The sequence below is a fragment of the Citrobacter koseri ATCC BAA-895 genome (assembly GCF_000018045.1).
In the GTDB taxonomy this organism is placed as follows: domain Bacteria; phylum Pseudomonadota; class Gammaproteobacteria; order Enterobacterales; family Enterobacteriaceae; genus Citrobacter_B; species Citrobacter_B koseri.
Map to the genome: position 1 here is coordinate 1535215 of NC_009792.1, position 16642 is coordinate 1551856.

Consider the following 16642-nt stretch of genomic DNA (forward strand, 5'->3'; position numbering starts at 1 on the left):
GATGACAACCCAATATGGATTTTTTATTGACTCCAGTCGTTGCACCGGTTGCAAAACCTGCGAACTGGCCTGCAAAGACTACAAAGATTTAACCCCGGACGTCAGTTTCCGCCGCATCTATGAATATGCGGGCGGCGACTGGCAGGAGGATAACGGCGTCTGGCACCAGAACGTCTTTGCCTACTATCTCTCCATCTCCTGCAACCACTGCGAAGACCCGGCCTGCACGAAAGTATGCCCGAGCGGCGCGATGCACAAACGCGAGGACGGTTTTGTGGTGGTGGATGAGGACGTCTGCATCGGCTGTCGCTACTGCCATATGGCCTGCCCGTACGGTGCGCCGCAGTACAACGCCGCCAAAGGCCACATGACCAAATGCGACGGCTGTCATGACCGCGTTGCCGACGGCAAAAAACCGATCTGCGTCGAGTCCTGCCCGCTGCGCGCGCTGGACTTTGGCCCGATAGAAGAGCTGCGGAAGAAACATGGCACGCTGGCGGCCGTTGCGCCGCTGCCGGGTGCGCACTTCACCAGACCGAACATTGTGATTAAACCCAACGCCAACAGCCGCCCGACCGGGGATACCACGGGTTATCTGGCAAATCCGAAGGAGGTATAAAATGGGAAATGGATGGCATGAATGGCCGCTGGTGCTGTTTACGGTGTTCGGTCAATGCGTTGTCGGCGCATTGATTGTCAGCGGTCTGGGCTGGTTTGCGGCGAAAGACGATGCGGCCAGCAGACAGCGTATTGTGCGCGGCATGTTCTTTTTATGGGTCGTCATGGGGCTGGGTTTTCTGGCGTCGATCATGCACCTCGGCTCGCCGTTCCGCGCGTTTAACTCGCTTAACCGGGTAGGCGCTTCCGCGCTGAGTAATGAAATTGCCGCTGGCTCTGTCTTTTTTGCCGTAGGCGGTTTCTGGTGGCTGGTGGCTGTGCTCGGCAAAATACCGGAAGCACTGGGCAAAATCTGGCTGCTGGTCAGCATGGTACTCGGGGTGGTATTTGTCTGGGCAATGACGCGAGTCTATCAGATCGATACCGTTCCGACCTGGTATAATGGCTACACGACGCTGGCATTCTTCCTGACGGTGTTCCTGAGCGGGCCGCTATTTGCGGCGCTGATATTGCGCGCCGCGCGCGCCAGATTCAACGGCACGACGTTCGCAAGCATCAGCGTGCTGGCGCTGTTAGTCTGCGCGGCCGTAATCATCATGCAAGGCATGTCGCTTGGGGCGATCCACAGCTCCGTGCAACAGGCGAGCGCGCTGGTTCCAGACTATGGCCGCTTACAGGTCTGGCGCGTAGTGCTACTTGCTGCCGGGCTGGGTTGCTGGATATGCCCGTTAGTGCGCCGCAAAGAACCGCACGTCGCCGGATTGTTGCTGGGGTTAATCCTGGTGCTTGGCGGCGAAATCATAGGTCGCGGATTGTTTTACGGCCTGCATATGACCGTCGGAATGGCCATTGCAGGTTAACTTACGTGTGCGGGGAAACCCGCACCTTTCAGGATGGTTTCATGACTTCTTTTTCACAACGTGACGATTTTTCTATGGCTGCACGCGTGCTGGGCGCGTTGTTTTATTATGCGCCAGACAGTACCGAAGCCGCCCCGTTGGTTTCAGCGTTAAAAACCGACGGCTGGCAGGCGCAGTGGCCACTTTCACCGGAGGTTCTGGCGCCGATTGCGGCGGTTTTTCAGGCCGACATCGAGGAGCCGCTCCCGCAAGCCTGGCAACGTCTGTTTGTCGGTCCCTGGGCGCTTCCGTCGCCTCCCTGGGGATCGGTCTGGCTGGACCGTGAAAGCGTGTTGTTTGGCGAATCTACGCTGGCATTACGCCAGTGGATGCGGGACAACGGCATCCAGTTTGAGATCCAGCAAAATGAACCGGAAGATCATTTTGGTTCCCTGCTGCTGTTGGCTGCCTGGCTTGCGGAAAATGGCCGTCATAGCGAATGCGAACAACTGCTGGCCTGGCATCTGTTACCGTGGTCTGCGCGCTTCCTGGCGGTTTTCATCGAAGGCGCAAACCATCCATTTTACCAGGCGGCAGGTGAGCTGGCACAGCAAACGCTGGCGCAGTGGCAATCTCAGTTGCTGATCCCCGTCGCCGTAAAACCGCTGTTTCGCTAACGCTTTTTCAGGCAGGGTACGCCCTGCCTTTATCGTCAAAAACCGGTTGTTTCCTCTTATCAATAAGTGACAGCGTCACTTTAACTTTCCGTTTTTAAGATAATTCTTCACATTCGCGCACATCCTTCGCCCTGTAAGGGCAAATGAGCAACGGGCATGCATAGCCTGCTAATTTAAATACCTGTCTCGCTGGAATCCTTCCCGACGTGTTGCTATAGCTCAAAACACCCTGCCGCTACATGGCATAACAACACGCAACGTCTCTTTCGTTGCCATAACGCATGCAAACAGGGAGACACACCGCAATGCACACCTTTACGTTAAAACGCGTGCTCGGGTTTACTGGCGCGATCGCTCTTGTGCTGGCGCTGCTGGTCTGGGGAGTGGGTCTGGAAACCATTAAAGCGCGTCAGGTTGATCTGCTTTATTTGGGCAAACAGCATTTACTCCTCGTCTTTACCTCCATGTTCTTCGCCTTAGTTATCGGTATTCCCAGCGGCATTTTACTGAGCCGTCCGGCAGCCAAAGGATTCGCCGAATACGTAATGCAGCTCTTTAATGTAGGCAATACTCTGCCGCCTCTGGCCGTGCTGGCACTGGCGATGGTGATCATCGGCATTGGCGACGTTCCGGCGATTTTCGCGCTGTTCCTCGCCTCGCTTCTTCCCGTCGTGCGCAATACCTACGCCGGGCTCTGTTCTGTTCCCGCCTCCCTGATTGAAGCCGCAAACGGCATCGGTATGACGAAATGGCAGCGTCTGCGTCAGGTTGAGCTGCCCAATGCCTGGCCGGTGATGCTTGCAGGGATTCGGATCGCGACGGCGATTAATGTGGGTACGGCCCCGCTGGCGTTCCTGATTGGGGCCAGCAGCTACGGCGAGCTGATTTTCCCCGGCATTTACCTCAATGACTTCCCGACGCTGATTCTGGGCGCAACGGCAACCGCTCTGGTGGCGCTGATTCTCGACAGCCTGCTTGCCCTGCTTGGCCGCATCCTCAGTCCGCATACGGCCTGATACAACGATAAGAATAAGGAGCGCTGAATGACATTAAAAAAACATCTGCTGGGATGGCTTGCCGCCGCGTTGCTCGTTACCGGACAGGCTCAGGCGGCCCCGTTGATCCTTGCAACCAAAGGTTTTACCGAACAACACATCCTTTCCGCCATGACCGTGCAGTACCTGCAAAAAAAGGGTTTTCAGGTTCAGCCACGCACCAACATTGCGGCGGTGATTTCACGTAATGCCATGGTGAATAAGCAGATTGATATCACCTGGGAATACACCGGCACGTCCCTGATCATTTTTAACCACATTGATAAACGGATGAGCCCGCAGGAATCCTACGATACCGTCAAACGCCTGGATGCGAAGCTCGGACTGGTATGGCTAAACCCGGCGAATATGAATAACACCTACGCGTTCGCCATGCAGCGCAAACGCGCCGAAGCAGAGAACATCAACACCCTGTCGGAAATGGTGGCGAAAATCGAACACATCCGCCAGACCGACCCTGACAATAACTGGATGTTAGGTCTCGACCTTGAGTTTTCCGGGCGCAGCGACGGGATGAAGCCGTTGCAGGATGCCTACCAGATGCAGCTTGACCGTCCGCAGATTCGGCAAATGGACCCGGGTCTGGTCTATAACGCCGTGCGCGATGGCTTTGTGGACGCCGGTCTGGTGTACACCACTGATGGCCGGGTGAAGGGTTTTGACCTCAAGGTGCTGGAAGATGATAAAGGCTTCTTCCCAGGTTACGCTGTCACGCCTGTCGTCCGTAAAGAGATACTGGATGCTCATCCGGGGCTGGATGATGCGCTGAATACCCTTTCCGGGCTGCTCAATAACGACGTCATCTCGACGCTTAATGCGCAGGTCGACATCGATCACCAGTCCCCCCAGCAGGTTGCGCGCACATTCCTGCAACAAAAAGGTCTGCTGTAAGGAGCGCTTATGGATACGATTCATTACATGATGGATAACGCGGGTTATCTGACGAGCCTCACTCTTCAGCATTTGTGGCTGGTTGCGCTGGCCGTCGGTCTGGCGATTATCATTGGCGTGCCGCTGGGCATTCTGATTGTTCGTCATAAATGGCTGGCTACGCCGGTGTTAGGGGCGGCAACGCTGCTGCTCACTATCCCCTCCATCGCATTATTTGGTTTGATGATCCCGCTGTTTTCGCTGATCGGTCAGGGGATTGGCGCCCTTCCCGCAATTACCGCCGTTTTTCTTTACTCGCTGCTGCCGATTGTGCGCAACACGCACACCGCGCTCGACAGTTTACCGCCGGGCTTGCGCGAAGCGGGACGCGGAATTGGCATGACGTTCTGGCAGCGTCTGCGCTGGGTAGAAATTCCGATGGCCCTGCCGGTGATTTTTGGCGGGATTCGCACTGCCGTCGTCATGAATATCGGCGTGATGGCCATCGCCGCCGTCATTGGCGCTGGCGGCCTGGGGTTACTGTTACTGAACGGCATCGGCGGGAGTGATATCCGCATGTTAATCGCCGGTGCGCTGATGATTTGTCTGTTGGCCATTGTGCTCGACTGGTTGCTGCATCGCCTGCAAGTCGTACTGACACCTAAGGGGATACGATAATGATAAAACTGGAAAACCTCACCAAACGCTTTTCACAGAAGAATGGCCAACCGCTTAACGCCGTTGATAACATCAATCTGAACGTGCCGGAAGGTGAAATGTGCGTGCTGCTTGGGCCGTCAGGCTGCGGCAAGACCACCACCCTGAAGATGATCAACCGGCTGATCGCGCCCAGCAGCGGCAATATTTTCATTAACGGACAAAACACCAGTGCGATGGATACCGTCACGCTACGGCGCAACATTGGCTACGTGATCCAGCAAATTGGCCTGTTTCCCAACATGACCATCGAAGAGAACATCACGGTTGTCCCACGTATGCTGGGCTGGGATAAAACCCGCTGCAAACGTCGCGCGGAAGAGTTAATGGACATGGTGGCAATGGATGCGAAAAAGTTTCTGCATCGCTACCCGAAAGAGATGTCTGGCGGTCAACAACAGCGCATCGGCGTGATCCGCGCGCTGGCGGCCGATCCTCCGGTACTGTTGATGGATGAACCTTTCGGTGCGGTGGACCCGATTAACCGCGAGGTGATTCAGAATCAGTTTCTTGATATGCAGCGGGCGCTGAAAAAGACGGTGATGCTGGTCAGCCATGATATTGATGAAGCGCTGAAACTGGGCGACAGGATTGCCGTATTCCGCCAGGGCCGCATTATACAGTGCGCCAGCCCGGATGAATTGCTGGCAAAACCGGCGAATGAATTTGTCGGCTCATTTGTCGGTCAGGATCGTACGCTAAAACGTCTTCTGCTGGTTTCGGCGGGCGACGTAACCGACCAACAACCCACCCTGACCGCCCGCACCGCCACCTCGCTGGCAGAGGCATTTTGCATCATGGACGATAATGATATTCGCGCGATCACCGTTGTCGATAGCGACGGCAAGCCGCTTGGCTTTGTGAAGCGTCGTGAAGCCAGAAACGCCAACGGCACCTGCGCGGATATAATCCACCCGTTTCGCGTCACCGGAAAAGCGGAAGACAACCTGCGTATTGTGCTGTCGAAACTGTACGAGAGTAACACCAGCTGGATGCCCATTGTCGATGAGGAAGGACGCTATAACGGCGAAATCTCGCAGGATTACATTGCCGATTATCTCAGTTCAGGCCGTACCCGTCGGGCGCTGAATATTCACGAAAGTAGCTAAACGCCGGATGGCAGCTACGCTTTACCCGGCCTACGGAGCACATTCTTGTCGGCCCGGTAAGCGAAGCGCCATCGGGCAGTTCCCCCTGCGCACGCAGTGCTTTTGCGTCCCGCGCTGTTTACCCGCAAAATAGACACTCCTGAAAATGCCTGTGTGGTCTGCCCATGCACCGCCTACATACATACCCTGATCTGCGAGCGATGTTTCGCCGCCTGTTAATCGCGACAATAATTGGCATCCTTGCCGCACTGGCGGTAGCCGGGTTTCGTCACGCCATGCTGGTGCTGGAATGGCTTTTTTTACGTAACGATACGGGAAGCCTGGTGAATGCCGCGACAAACCTTTCTCCCTGGCGACGGCTGATCACCCCCGCCGTGGGCGGTCTCGCGGCAGGTGCGCTGCTCTGGGGCTGGCAGAAAATGAATCAACAACGCCCCCATGCCCCCACCGACTACATGGAAGCCCTGCAAACAGATGGGCAATTCGATTACGGGGCAAGTCTGGTGAAGTCCCTTGCTTCGCTGCTGGTCGTCGCCAGCGGTAGCGCCATCGGGCGCGAAGGAGCCATGATCTTACTGGCAGCGCTGGCGGCATCCTGTTTTGCTCAGCGTTGCACCCCGCGTGAAGAGTGGAAATTGTGGATCGCCTGCGGCGCTGCGGCAGGGATGGCCAGCGCGTATCACGCCCCGCTGGCGGGCAGCCTCTTTATCGCGGAAATCCTGTTTGGCACGCTGATGCTGGCGTCGCTGGGCCCCGTTGTGATTTCCGCCGTCGTGGCATTACTGACCACCCATTTGCTCAGCGGCGGTAATGCCCTGCTCTATACGGTTCACCTGTCACTGGATTTACATGTGCGGGAATATGCGATGATTATCAGCACCGGGCTGGTGGCTGGCGTCTGCGGGCCGCTGTTTATGTGGTTAATGACCACCACTCATAACGGTTTTATTCGGCTGAAATTATCGCCTCCGTGGCAACTGGCGCTGGGCGGATTCATCGTTGGCTTACTATCCCTGCTGACGCCGGCCGTCTGGGGAAATGGCTACAGCGTCGTGCAGTCATTTTTGCTCTCTCCGCCGCTGCTCTCCGTGATCGCCGGGATCTTCATCTGCAAATTACTCGCCGTACTCGCCAGCAGCGGTTCCGGTGCGCCCGGCGGCGTCTTTACCCCCACGCTGTTCATCGGCTTGTCGATTGGTATGTTATACGGTCGGATGTGGGGATTCTGGCTTCCGGGAGCGGATGAGATGGCAATATTGCTGGGATTAACAGGAATGGCGACGCTGCTGGCGGCAACAACACACGCGCCGATGATGTCGACGCTGATGATCTGTGAAATGACCGGGGAGTATCGACTACTCCCCGGATTACTGATTGCCTGCGTGGTGGCGTCGGTCTTATCGCGAACGTTACGCGAGGACTCGGTCTACCGACAGCACACTGCCGAGCATTGACAGACGGATATATTGCCCCAGCTCGCGTTGTTCGGCACGCGGCAAATAAGGCAGTTCGCCAATCAGCGGCGCAGGCAGTTTTTTGCTTAACACATCAATGATTTCGGCATAATGCGCCAGTCCGGGATTGATGCGGTTCGCCACCCAGCCGATCAGCGGTAATCCGTCATTGGCGATAGCCTGTGCGGTCAGCAGCGCATGGTTAATGCAGCCTTCCTGAATCCCCACCACCATCAGCACCGGTAACTGCTCCTGCACGACCCATTCAGATAACGGACGCAGGTCGTTCATCAGGCTTCGCCAGCCGCCGGTGCCTTCCACCACGACGTGGTCAACCTTTTCGCTCAGGCTGGCAAGCCCGTTGGATAACAGGGTGTAATTGATCGGGCAGCTATGCGCCACGCTGCTTTCGTCTTCGCTCAGCGCAATCGGATTGATCGCCTCATAAGGCAGCTCAATAGAAGAGACGCTCTGCAACACCAGCGCATCTTTATTGCGCATGCCTTCCGGCGTCTCTTTGCTGCCTTTCGCAACGGGTTTATAACCTGCGACGCTTTTGTTCCCTGACGCTAACGCTTGTAGTAATGCGCGGGAAACCACTGTCTTCCCAACAGAAGTGTCTGTACCTGTAATAAAGAAACGCTTCAGCATCACTAACTCCACCGTTATGCTTCGAAAATATAAGCCAGGAAAATAATACAGTGGAGAAAGTCTAAGGTATGACAATCGCGATCAGCTTGCGTTAGCGCAAATTTTCGTACGACAGTTAAAAAATGTTAACCCTGTAATAGACGAATCAACAAAGAACCGTTATACATCGCGTCTTTTACCAGTGCGGCGCCCGCCATCGTCCCTTGATTGGAAAACTGCGTGCTTTCGACGGCGATATGTTTGCTATACGCCGGCAGCGCCTGTTGACGGATGCTGTCCGCAATTGCCGGAAAAAGGATTTCCGCCGCTTTGCTCAGCGGCGAACCGATCAGAATTTTTTGCGGATTAAATAAATTCACCATGATCGCCAGAATGCGGCCAACATGCATCCCGACGCCGCTAATGATATCTTTCGCCAGCAAATCCCCCTGCACCGCCGCCTGGCACAGCGAATCCACCGTCAGCGGCTGCCCGTGCAGCGAAGAACTCATTGACTGATTGAGTCGCAGCTGCGCCAGTTCAAGCACGCTGTCCACGCTGGCGATCGTTTCCAGACAGCCGTGGTTCCCGCAGTAACAACGTTTACCGTAGGGGTCGACCTGCGTATGGCCGATCTCCACCAGGCTGCTGCTGCCCGCATGCAGTAAGTGGCCGTCGGTAATCACGCCAGCCCCAACGTTGTGATCAATCACCACCTGAATAACATCACGCGCGCCGCGCGATGCGCCAAAAAGCGCCTCGGCCATCGTCCAGGCGCTGATATCATGCTGAATGTAGACCGGTACGCCGGTGTGGTGTTCGAGGGTTTCCCCCAGCGGCATCTCTTTGACATCGTCGTAAAACGGCATGCGGTGCACAATGCCATTCTCAGTATCAATAATACCGGGTAAGGTGATGGCGATAGAGGTCAGGCGTTCGAGTTTTTGCTGGTGACGGATAAAAAACTGATCGACCATAAAAATGATGCGTTCAAGCAGCGGAGTCTCAGAAACCAGCGGTAGCTCAAGGCACTCCTCCACCACCAGCTTGCTGCTCAGGTCGCGCAGGGCGAGAAAAATCTCGCCACGGCTGATACGAATAGACAAATAGTGCCAGGCCTCGGTTTCCACCACCAGCCCGACCGCCGGGCGACCACGGCTTCCCGCCTCTTTGATCTCCAGCTCCTGAACTAAATGCGCTTCGAGCATTTCGCGAACAATTTTAGTGATACTGGCAGGCGCCAGTTGCGCCAGACGAGAAAGATCAATTCGCGACACGGGGCCCAGCTGATCAATCAGGCGATATACCGCGCCAGCATTGGTCTGCTTGATTTGATCGATATGCCCTGGCTGACTATCAGCAACCACCTCTGACTCCCTTTATTTTCGCGCTCCGAAATAATCTGTGGGCTATGGTGAATGACTTCAATAGTTGTCGTCAACTTTTTACTTAGCCGTGTGATTTACTGCACATTTTCATCCCTTTTTAAACTAAATTAAGCGCGCTTTGCGGCCGTTAAAAGTTGATGGCGAAATCGTTGCGCAGCGTGACTTTGTTCATGATGTTTCGGCCATACCAGCCACATTTCCGACACGGCGTCCGCTTCGGCAATGGGCACCCAACGCATTTCATCAAGCTGTACCCGTTTAAACGAGGCGGGCAGAATCGACACCCCCAGTCCTGCGGCTACCAGCCCGATAATCGTCATCGCCTCTCCAACCTCCTGAGTGATCGCCGGAGTGAGATGGTAACGGCGCATCAGGCCGAGAATATCGTCATACAACCCCGTTCCGACATGCGGATCAAAAAAGACAAACGGTTCTTTCGCCAGCTCCGCCAGCGTCACGACCGGCTTTTGCGCCAGCGGATGTTCACGGGGGATCATCGCCAGCAATGGTTCATGCAGAATCACTTCCCAGTCCAGCGTATCCGGCAATGAGGTATTGCGCAGTAACCCCATATCCAGCGCGCCTTCATTAAGCGGCGCAATCTGCTCGCGGGTGTTCATTTCGCGGGTCTGCATATGCACATCCGGGTAGTCCTGGCGAAACAGAGACAGCGTATCCGAGACGGCTTTAATAAACGGCGCGGATGAGGTGAAGCCAATGCGCAGCTCGCCGGTCTCCCCCTGATGCAAGCGTTCCGCGCGGGCGGCGGCCTCATTCACCAGCCCAAGGATCTGCCGACTGTCTGCCAGAAACTGCTTACCCGCCGCCGTCAGCGCAACGCTCCGGTTGGTTCGCGCCAGCAGCCGCGCGCCAATCTGCTGCTCAAGGGTCTGGATCTGCTGGCTTAGCGGAGGTTGAGAGATGTTCAGCCGCGCAGCCGCCCGGCCAAAATGCAACTCTTCCGCAACCGCCACAAAGTAACGTAGATGACGAAGTTCAATATTCATATTTTATAAATATTATTTGAGATTATTAATATATTAGACAGAATATTTTGATTTTCCTACTCTTAGCACTGAGGTCATACCCGTCACCATAATCACGGGGATGTTGAGCAAGGATTTCAAGTGAGTCGTATTACTGCTGTCGACACCGCAACGGCGAGCGATGTTGATGAACACATTATTTCCCAGCCGGTTCAATATATAAAACGTGGTACATCCCAGTTTATGCGCGTTACGCTGGCGCTATTCTCCGCCGGGCTGGCGACGTTCGCCCTTCTCTATTGCGTACAACCGATACTGCCTGTGTTGTCCCATGAATTTGGCGTCTCTCCCGCCAGCAGCAGTATCTCGCTTTCCATCTCCACCGGCATGTTAGCCATCGGGCTGCTGTTTACCGGCCCGTTGTCCGACGCGATCGGCCGCAAACCTGTAATGGTGACGGCGCTACTGCTGGCCTCCTGCTGTACGCTGCTTTCCACCATGATGACCAGCTGGCATGGCATTTTAATCATGCGCGCGCTGATTGGCCTGTCGTTAAGCGGCGTCGCTGCGGTAGGCATGACCTATTTAAGTGAAGAGATCCATCCCAGTTTCGTCGCCTTCTCAATGGGGTTGTACATTAGCGGCAACTCGATTGGCGGCATGAGCGGGCGTCTGATCAGCGGCGTATTTACCGACTTTTTTAACTGGCGCATCGCACTGGCGGCGATCGGCTGTTTCGCGCTGGCGTCCGCATTGATGTTCTGGAAAATCTTGCCGGAATCCCGCCATTTCCGACCGACCTCATTACGCCCCAAAACGCTGTTCATCAACTTCCGCCTTCACTGGCGCGACAGGGGTCTGCCGCTGTTATTCGCAGAAGGCTTTTTGTTAATGGGGTCGTTTGTCACGCTATTTAACTATATCGGCTATCGGTTGATGCTTTCGCCCTGGGAACTCAGCCAGGCCATTGTGGGGCTTTTATCGGTGGCTTACCTGACGGGCACCTGGAGCTCGCCTAAAGCAGGCGCCATGACGACGCGTTATGGTCGCGGGCCGGTGATGTTGTTCTCAACCGGCGTGATGTTGTTCGGGCTGTTAATGACGCTGTTCACGTCGCTATGGCTGATTTTCGCCGGAATGCTGCTCTTCTCCGCCGGATTTTTTGCCGCGCATTCGGTGGCAAGCAGCTGGATTGGCCCACGCGCGAAACGCGCCAAAGGCCAGGCATCTTCCCTGTATCTCTTCAGCTATTACCTGGGTTCCAGCATTGCCGGGACGTTAGGCGGGGTATTCTGGCACAGCTATGGCTGGAACGGTGTGGGCGGTTTTATCGCGCTGATGCTGCTTCTGGCGCTGCTGGTTGGCTCCCGCCTGCATCATCGTCTGCACGTTTGATAAAGAGAATGCCCGGGTCGAGCCCGGGCATTCTTTACAGCTCAACCAGCGCTTTGGATTACCACAATCCCAGGATGGAAGAAGCCCCCATCAATTCCCTGACGGCATCCAGTGCCAGAAGAGCAAAGATAACCCAGATAATTGGATTCATCATGCTGTGTGTATTTATTTTTATTGTTGAGGTTTGACTTTACCCCGCGCGATAGCCAAAAGCGAGACCGGAAGATAAAACTACCTGTAATGGTGGGCAACACTGACGATATCGTTTCCGAATGCCGTAAATATCACCCGGAGGATAATAAGACCTGAACGCCATATTGTATCCCGATCACCGTCGCATTCATTAATATATGCAGGGTAACAGGCATTAATAACCCTTTAGATTTGACTCTGGCGACAATAAGCACCTGCGATATTAAAAATAACATCAATAATGTTCTGATATCGGCGTACTGCGTATGCATCAGCGCAAACAGCGTTGAAACGACAAGCGACGTCGCCCACACCTTATCATTGAACCAGTACTGAAATGCGTTGAACAGACACCCTCTGAAGACGATTTCCTCGTAGACCGGGACGAGGAAAATCAGTGACAGGTTGGTCAGCCAGAAAGCGTAGTTATGCAATGAAACCTGCGTCATGACCCACGCTTCTGTTTTTCTCATCCCCAACATAGCAGGTAAAAGAAACTGGATGATCAGAATGGCGCCAAACAAAATAACAAACCACTTTGCACTCAATGTGCCTTTTCCCAGACCGTCTCTTTTTCTAAAAAAGAGATAATACAGCGGGACCAGAATAAGAAATTCCAGCACAAACATCAGCGGTAAAAGTAACCCACTTTCCATTAATTGCGCACTGCGGGTAAAAAACAGTGGCGTAAATGTAATACCAAACATCAGCATAAACATAGAAAAGCAGCCTGACACTGCTTTTGTCCTGACAATATAGGCGTTATCGATTTCCTGTTGCATCCCTGTTCCCTGTTAATATTTCACCAGTGTGCTTCACGACACCGCCATTTATGATAAGAAGTATCATTATCACTTACAACCTACCAACATTTCTGCCATCGTTGCCATCAGCGCATAAACATGTATGAATCAGGGTAAACTCCTCACATTCGCAGAACACGACGGGAACACAACAATGTCCAACAAGAGCCACTACCAACAACTCACCCGCACTTTCCAGCGCCTCTCCCGCTTTTCGCATCTCTCCGCTATCGCCAGTTGGGATATGTTCACCATGATGCCTCCCGGTGGAAGCACCGCGCGAGGCGAAGCGCTGGCCGAGCTGAACGTGCTGGAACATCAGTTACTGACTGACCCGAAGGTTGCGCAGTGGATAGCCGCCGCCGGGCAGGAAGATTTGAACGATGTTGAGCAGGCGAACCTGCGTGAAATGGCGAGGCGGCACCATCAGGCGGCCCTGCTGCCTGAGTCACTGGTGGAGGCGAAATCACTGGCGGGGAGCCGGTGTGAACACGCATGGCGGAGTCAGCGTCCGGCGAATGACTGGCAAGGATTTGCGCAGAATCTGAAAGAGGTTGTGAAATACAGCCGTGAAGAGGCAAAACTTCGCGCCGAAGCTAAAGGATGTTCGCCCTACGATGCCCTGCTGGATATTTTTGAGCCCGATATGACCAGCGCCCAACTGGATGTTCTGTTTGCGGATGTCAAAACCTGGCTTCCCGATCTGTTAAACCGCGCGGTGTCAAAACAGTCGCATCAGCCGCTGATTGCGCCGGTCGGCCCGTTCCCGACGGCGCTACAGCGTGAACTGGGACTGGAAACCATGTCGCAGTTAGGGTTTGATTTTAACGCCGGTCGGCTGGACATCAGCGCCCACCCCTTCTGCGGCGGCGTGCCGGAAGATGTGCGCATCACCACGCGCTATGATGAAAATGAATTACTCAGCGCGCTCTTTGGCGTGATCCACGAAACGGGGCACGCCCGCTATGAACAGAATCTGCCCCACGCCTGGCAGGGTCAGCCGATCGCATTTGCCCGCTCCACGGCCATCCATGAATCCCAGAGTCTGTTTTTCGAGATGCAACTGGGTCGCAGCACGGCGTTCCTTAAACGGCTCATTCCCGCCGTTAAACGTCACTTTGGCGATCAGCCCGCTTTTGAAGAAGCGAATTTCATTGCCTGGAATCAGCGGGTGAAACCGGGCTTTATCCGCGTGGATGCCGACGAAGTGAGTTATCCTGCCCATGTTATCTTGCGCTATGACATTGAACAGGCGCTGATTAACGGCGACATCGAAGTGGATGATATTCCCGCGCTGTGGGATGAAAAAATGCAGGCCTGGCTGGGGCTGTCAACCGTGGGAGATTACCGTAACGGCTGTATGCAGGACATCCACTGGACCGACGGCGGCTTTGGCTACTTCCCGTCTTATACGCTGGGCGCCATGTATGCCGCACAGCTGTTTAGCGCTGCCCGTCGCGCATTGCCGGATCTGCATAATCAGATTGCGCAAGGCGATCTCAGCGCCTTGTTTGACTGGCTGCGACAAAATATCTGGCAGCACGGCAGTCGCTTTACTACCGCGCAGCTGATCGCTCAGGCCACCGGAGAACCGTTGAGCAGCCGTTACTTCCGGGCGCATCTGGAATCACGCTATTTGTCATGATGTCTCTTGTTTGCCCGATAGCGTCAATCTGTCGGGCCGGTTGTACATACCGTTACACACCGATACCAATGACTCACGGAAGCCCTCGATTTACAGCGATATAGTGATTTCACCGGCCCCGCAGTGGGGTTGAATAAAAAACCAAATCGAGGGTATCAGAATGAAAAAAGTATTAGCTCTGGTTGTTGCCGCTGCTATGGGTCTGTCTTCTGCTGCATTTGCTGCTGAAACGGCAACGTCCACGACGGCTCCGGCTGCGGCACCCGCTAAAACCGCACCGGCAAAAACCACGCATCACAAAAAACACCACAAAGCAGCGGCTCAGAAAGCGCCTGAACAAAAAGCGCAGGCAGCGAAAAAACACACCAAAAAAGCGGTAAAACATACTGCGGCTAAACCGGCGGCATAAGGCACTGGCGAGTTCTATGGCGCTCCCCCGCGCCATAACACACGGCGCTAAATCATCGGGTTTAGCGCCGTTTCTTCGGAGGGTTAACGTGTTTCGTTACCGCTTTGAGTTGATTCTCACCATGCTTATATTATGCGCCCTTATTGCCACGCATTTTTATATTTCCTGAATGTAGTTATCTGATTTTACTCCCACTTTCCTGCCGTCACGTCTATAGTATTCACTGAGGGTTTGCTTTTAATAATCATAATTACCCACACAGAGTGTGATATGCATAAAACCATTGCGGTATTACTGGGCGTAATTTGTCTTTCCCCTGTCGTTGCTCATGCGGATGAGGCTGATACCACCACGGATACCCGTGAAGCCAAAACGTTATTTTTTGACCATGACGATCGGGTCAAGGTTGAAGATCCGACGCAGTCGCCGTGGGACGCTATTGGTCAACTGGAAACCGCCAGCGGCAACCTGTGTACCGCCACGCTCATTTCATCTCATCTGGCGCTCACCGCCGGACACTGCTTGTTAACGCCGCCGAAAGGGAAGCCAGATAAAGCCGTGGCTTTGCGTTTCGTATCGCAAAAAGGTCTCTGGCGTTATGAAATTCACGGTATTGAAGGTCGGGTCGATCCGTCGCTGGGAAAGAGCTTAAAGCCTGATGGCGATGGCTGGATTGTCCCTCCGGCCGCCGCGCCGTGGGATTTTGGTTTGATTGTGTTGCGTTATCCGCCGTCCGGCATTACCCCACTGCCCTTATTTGAAGGCGATAAAGCCGCGCTAACCGCTGCCCTGAAAACCGCCGACCGCAAAGTGACGCAGTCAGGTTACCCGGAAGATCATCTTGATACGCTTTACTCGCATCAGGATTGCCTGATTACCGGCTGGGCGCAAAACGCGGTGCTCTCTCACCAGTGCGACACGCTGCCCGGCGACAGCGGTTCTCCGTTAATGCTGCATACCGACGCTGGCTGGCAGTTGATTGGCGTGCAAAGTTCCGCTCCGGCGGCAAAAGATCGCTGGCGGGCTGACAACCGCGCGATTTCCGTCACCGGCTTTCGCGACAAGCTGGAAGCGCTGGCTCAGGAATAGATGATGGTTCCCGTGCGCTGCCCGCCGTAACGGGCAGCATAGCTGTCAGGCCAGTTTTATCATGATCATGCCGATAAGCAGCAATACCACGCCTACCCAGCCTTTGTTGTTCAGACGCTGTCCAAAAAGCACCCACCCGGCTGCCAGCGTGGCGGCGATACCAAATCCGCCCCACAACGCATATGCCACCGAAAGATCAATGCCTTTCACCGCCTGAGAGAGCGCGCTGAAGGCCGCCAGCACCGCGGCCAGCGACAGAATGCCATAGAACTTGCGACGAAAGCCGTCAGAAAACTTCAGGAACACGTTAGCGACGATTTCCAGAACGATCGCCATCGCCAGCCACGCGGCATGAACCCACTCAAACTGCGGCATGCGTCGCCTCCTTCGCGGCATTTACTGGCTTGCGCGTACCCGATTTAATCAGCGCGATCCCGAATACCAGCGTAACCAGACCCGCAATTTTCATGGCCGATAAGGCTTCGTCAAATAACAGCACGCTAAACAGCGTAATAAATAAAATACCGATGCCTTCCCACAAGGCATACGCCACGCCAAGCGCAATTTTTTTTACGGCAAAAGAGAGAAAAATATACGACAGCGTAATCATGACCAGCATTAAAATAAAACCCGTGTTGCCATTGCTTACGCTTGCCCATTTCATCGACAGCGTTCCGGTAATTTCAGCCGCAATGGCAAGGGCTAATAAAATCCAGTAAAACATGGTGCTTCTCCTGCTTGAGAATATAGTCCTTCGGGCCTGCTG

20 protein-coding genes are annotated in these 16642 nt (G+C 54.5%); 13 read left to right on the plus strand and 7 right to left on the minus strand.

Annotated elements, in window-relative coordinates:
• The first annotated feature begins 1 nt into the window (after position 1).
• The 8 genes from dmsB to clcB all read left to right on the plus strand — a co-directional run bounded on the left by dmsB (position 2) and on the right by clcB (position 7339).
• Complete coding sequence (gene dmsB, locus CKO_RS06785) at positions 2–619, plus strand: dimethylsulfoxide reductase iron-sulfur subunit DmsB (RefSeq protein WP_012132456.1); 618 nt, start codon at positions 2–4, stop codon at positions 617–619.
• Between the two features lies 1 nt (position 620).
• Positions 621–1478: a dimethyl sulfoxide reductase anchor subunit family protein gene (locus CKO_RS06790; RefSeq protein WP_012132457.1), complete on the plus strand. Its 858-nt coding sequence runs from the start codon at positions 621–623 to the stop codon at positions 1476–1478.
• Between the two features lie 41 nt (positions 1479–1519).
• Positions 1520–2134 (plus strand): Tat proofreading chaperone DmsD, encoded by a 615-nt coding sequence (gene dmsD, locus CKO_RS06795; RefSeq protein WP_024130349.1) that lies wholly within the window; start codon positions 1520–1522, stop codon positions 2132–2134.
• Between the two features lie 305 nt (positions 2135–2439).
• Positions 2440–3150, plus strand: a complete 711-nt coding sequence (gene osmY / locus CKO_RS06800) for an osmoprotectant ABC transporter permease OsmY (protein ID WP_012132459.1) — start codon at positions 2440–2442, stop codon at positions 3148–3150.
• 27 nt (positions 3151–3177) lie between these two features.
• The gene (osmX, locus tag CKO_RS06805; protein ID WP_012132460.1) at positions 3178–4080 is read left to right on the plus strand and encodes an osmoprotectant ABC transporter substrate-binding protein OsmX; all 903 of its coding nucleotides are present in this window, start codon (positions 3178–3180) and stop codon (positions 4078–4080) included.
• A 9-nt stretch (positions 4081–4089) separates the two neighbouring features.
• Positions 4090–4737 (plus strand): osmoprotectant ABC transporter permease OsmW, encoded by a 648-nt coding sequence (gene osmW / locus CKO_RS06810; protein ID WP_012132461.1) that lies wholly within the window; start codon positions 4090–4092, stop codon positions 4735–4737.
• Positions 4737–5885, plus strand: coding sequence for an osmoprotectant ABC transporter ATP-binding protein OsmV (gene osmV, locus CKO_RS06815; RefSeq protein ID WP_012132462.1), 1149 nt, complete (start codon positions 4737–4739; stop codon positions 5883–5885). The genes osmW and osmV overlap by 1 nt, the downstream gene beginning before the upstream one ends.
• 164 nt (positions 5886–6049) lie before the next feature.
• A complete protein-coding gene (gene clcB, locus CKO_RS06820; protein ID WP_048902388.1) occupies positions 6050–7339 on the plus strand; it encodes a voltage-gated ClC-type chloride channel ClcB in 1290 nt (429 codons plus the stop codon).
• Here clcB and bioD read toward each other — a convergent pair.
• The 3 genes from bioD to CKO_RS06835 form a co-directional block, all read right to left on the minus strand.
• Positions 7295–7990, minus strand: coding sequence for a dethiobiotin synthase (gene bioD / locus CKO_RS06825; RefSeq protein ID WP_024130350.1), 696 nt, complete (start codon positions 7988–7990; stop codon positions 7295–7297). The genes clcB and bioD overlap by 45 nt on opposite strands.
• A gap of 125 nt (positions 7991–8115) precedes the next feature.
• Positions 8116–9336, minus strand: a complete 1221-nt coding sequence (mlc, locus tag CKO_RS06830) for a sugar metabolism global transcriptional regulator Mlc (protein ID WP_012132466.1) — start codon at positions 9334–9336, stop codon at positions 8116–8118.
• A gap of 128 nt (positions 9337–9464) precedes the next feature.
• Positions 9465–10364 carry a LysR family transcriptional regulator gene (locus tag CKO_RS06835; protein ID WP_012132468.1) on the minus strand — a complete coding sequence of 300 codons (900 nt, stop codon included), beginning with the start codon at positions 10362–10364 and terminating at the stop codon, positions 9465–9467.
• Positions 10365–10484: 120 nt separating this feature from the next.
• On the opposite strand from CKO_RS06835, the gene CKO_RS06840 reads away from it, so the two are divergent.
• Positions 10485–11738: an MFS transporter gene (locus tag CKO_RS06840; protein WP_012132469.1), complete on the plus strand. Its 1254-nt coding sequence runs from the start codon at positions 10485–10487 to the stop codon at positions 11736–11738.
• Positions 11739–11796: 58 nt separating this feature from the next.
• Here the strand turns inward: CKO_RS06840 and CKO_RS23505 are convergent, their stop codons facing one another.
• Together CKO_RS23505 and CKO_RS06845 are read right to left on the minus strand one after the other, a co-directional pair.
• Positions 11797–11892, minus strand: coding sequence for a KPN_01571 family protein (locus CKO_RS23505; protein WP_233609019.1), 96 nt, complete (start codon positions 11890–11892; stop codon positions 11797–11799).
• A 130-nt stretch (positions 11893–12022) separates the two neighbouring features.
• Positions 12023–12712, minus strand: coding sequence for a CPBP family intramembrane glutamic endopeptidase (locus CKO_RS06845; protein ID WP_012132472.1), 690 nt, complete (start codon positions 12710–12712; stop codon positions 12023–12025).
• A 175-nt stretch (positions 12713–12887) separates the two neighbouring features.
• On the opposite strand from CKO_RS06845, the gene CKO_RS06850 reads away from it, so the two are divergent.
• The 4 genes from CKO_RS06850 (at position 12888) to CKO_RS06860 (ending at position 15876) form a co-directional block, all read left to right on the plus strand.
• Entirely contained in the window at positions 12888–14378 is a 1491-nt protein-coding gene (locus CKO_RS06850; RefSeq protein WP_024130351.1) for a carboxypeptidase M32, read from the plus strand.
• A 160-nt stretch (positions 14379–14538) separates the two neighbouring features.
• Entirely contained in the window at positions 14539–14787 is a 249-nt protein-coding gene (gene asr / locus CKO_RS06855) for an acid resistance repetitive basic protein Asr (RefSeq protein ID WP_012132474.1), read from the plus strand.
• A gap of 88 nt (positions 14788–14875) precedes the next feature.
• Positions 14876–14956: a small membrane protein YdgU gene (gene ydgU / locus CKO_RS23855; protein WP_455549893.1), complete on the plus strand. Its 81-nt coding sequence runs from the start codon at positions 14876–14878 to the stop codon at positions 14954–14956.
• A 101-nt stretch (positions 14957–15057) separates the two neighbouring features.
• Positions 15058–15876 carry a trypsin-like serine peptidase gene (locus CKO_RS06860; RefSeq protein ID WP_012132477.1) on the plus strand — a complete coding sequence of 273 codons (819 nt, stop codon included), beginning with the start codon at positions 15058–15060 and terminating at the stop codon, positions 15874–15876.
• 45 nt (positions 15877–15921) lie between these two features.
• Here the strand turns inward: CKO_RS06860 and mdtI are convergent, their stop codons facing one another.
• Positions 15922–16251, minus strand: coding sequence for a multidrug/spermidine efflux SMR transporter subunit MdtI (mdtI, locus tag CKO_RS06865; RefSeq protein WP_012132478.1), 330 nt, complete (start codon positions 16249–16251; stop codon positions 15922–15924).
• Positions 16238–16600, minus strand: coding sequence for a multidrug/spermidine efflux SMR transporter subunit MdtJ (gene mdtJ / locus CKO_RS06870; RefSeq protein ID WP_012132479.1), 363 nt, complete (start codon positions 16598–16600; stop codon positions 16238–16240). Before mdtJ ends, mdtI begins: the two co-directional genes overlap by 14 nt.
• Positions 16601–16642: the final 42 nt, after the last annotated feature.

Bases quoted from the DNA above. Each gene is read 5' to 3' on its own strand.
- bioD (WP_024130350.1), bottom strand. From the start codon at position 7,990: ATGCTGAAGCGTTTCTTTATTACAGGTACAGACACTTCTGTTGGGAAG.
- osmW (WP_012132461.1), top strand. From the start codon at position 4,090: ATGGATACGATTCATTACATGATGGATAACGCGGGTTATCTGACGAGC.
- osmY (WP_012132459.1), top strand. From the start codon at position 2,440: ATGCACACCTTTACGTTAAAACGCGTGCTCGGGTTTACTGGCGCGATC.
- CKO_RS06845 (WP_012132472.1), bottom strand. From the start codon at position 12,712: ATGCAACAGGAAATCGATAACGCCTATATTGTCAGGACAAAAGCAGTG.
- asr (WP_012132474.1), top strand. From the start codon at position 14,539: ATGAAAAAAGTATTAGCTCTGGTTGTTGCCGCTGCTATGGGTCTGTCT.
- CKO_RS06850 (WP_024130351.1), top strand. From the start codon at position 12,888: ATGTCCAACAAGAGCCACTACCAACAACTCACCCGCACTTTCCAGCGC.
- CKO_RS06790 (WP_012132457.1), top strand. From the start codon at position 621: ATGGGAAATGGATGGCATGAATGGCCGCTGGTGCTGTTTACGGTGTTC.
- osmV (WP_012132462.1), top strand. From the start codon at position 4,737: ATGATAAAACTGGAAAACCTCACCAAACGCTTTTCACAGAAGAATGGC.
- mdtI (WP_012132478.1), bottom strand. From the start codon at position 16,251: ATGCCGCAGTTTGAGTGGGTTCATGCCGCGTGGCTGGCGATGGCGATC.
- CKO_RS06860 (WP_012132477.1), top strand. From the start codon at position 15,058: ATGCATAAAACCATTGCGGTATTACTGGGCGTAATTTGTCTTTCCCCT.
- mdtJ (WP_012132479.1), bottom strand. From the start codon at position 16,600: ATGTTTTACTGGATTTTATTAGCCCTTGCCATTGCGGCTGAAATTACC.
- CKO_RS23505 (WP_233609019.1), bottom strand. From the start codon at position 11,892: ATGATGAATCCAATTATCTGGGTTATCTTTGCTCTTCTGGCACTGGAT.
- clcB (WP_048902388.1), top strand. From the start codon at position 6,050: ATGCACCGCCTACATACATACCCTGATCTGCGAGCGATGTTTCGCCGC.
- dmsD (WP_024130349.1), top strand. From the start codon at position 1,520: ATGACTTCTTTTTCACAACGTGACGATTTTTCTATGGCTGCACGCGTG.
- CKO_RS06835 (WP_012132468.1), bottom strand. From the start codon at position 10,364: ATGAATATTGAACTTCGTCATCTACGTTACTTTGTGGCGGTTGCGGAA.
- osmX (WP_012132460.1), top strand. From the start codon at position 3,178: ATGACATTAAAAAAACATCTGCTGGGATGGCTTGCCGCCGCGTTGCTC.
- dmsB (WP_012132456.1), top strand. From the start codon at position 2: ATGACAACCCAATATGGATTTTTTATTGACTCCAGTCGTTGCACCGGT.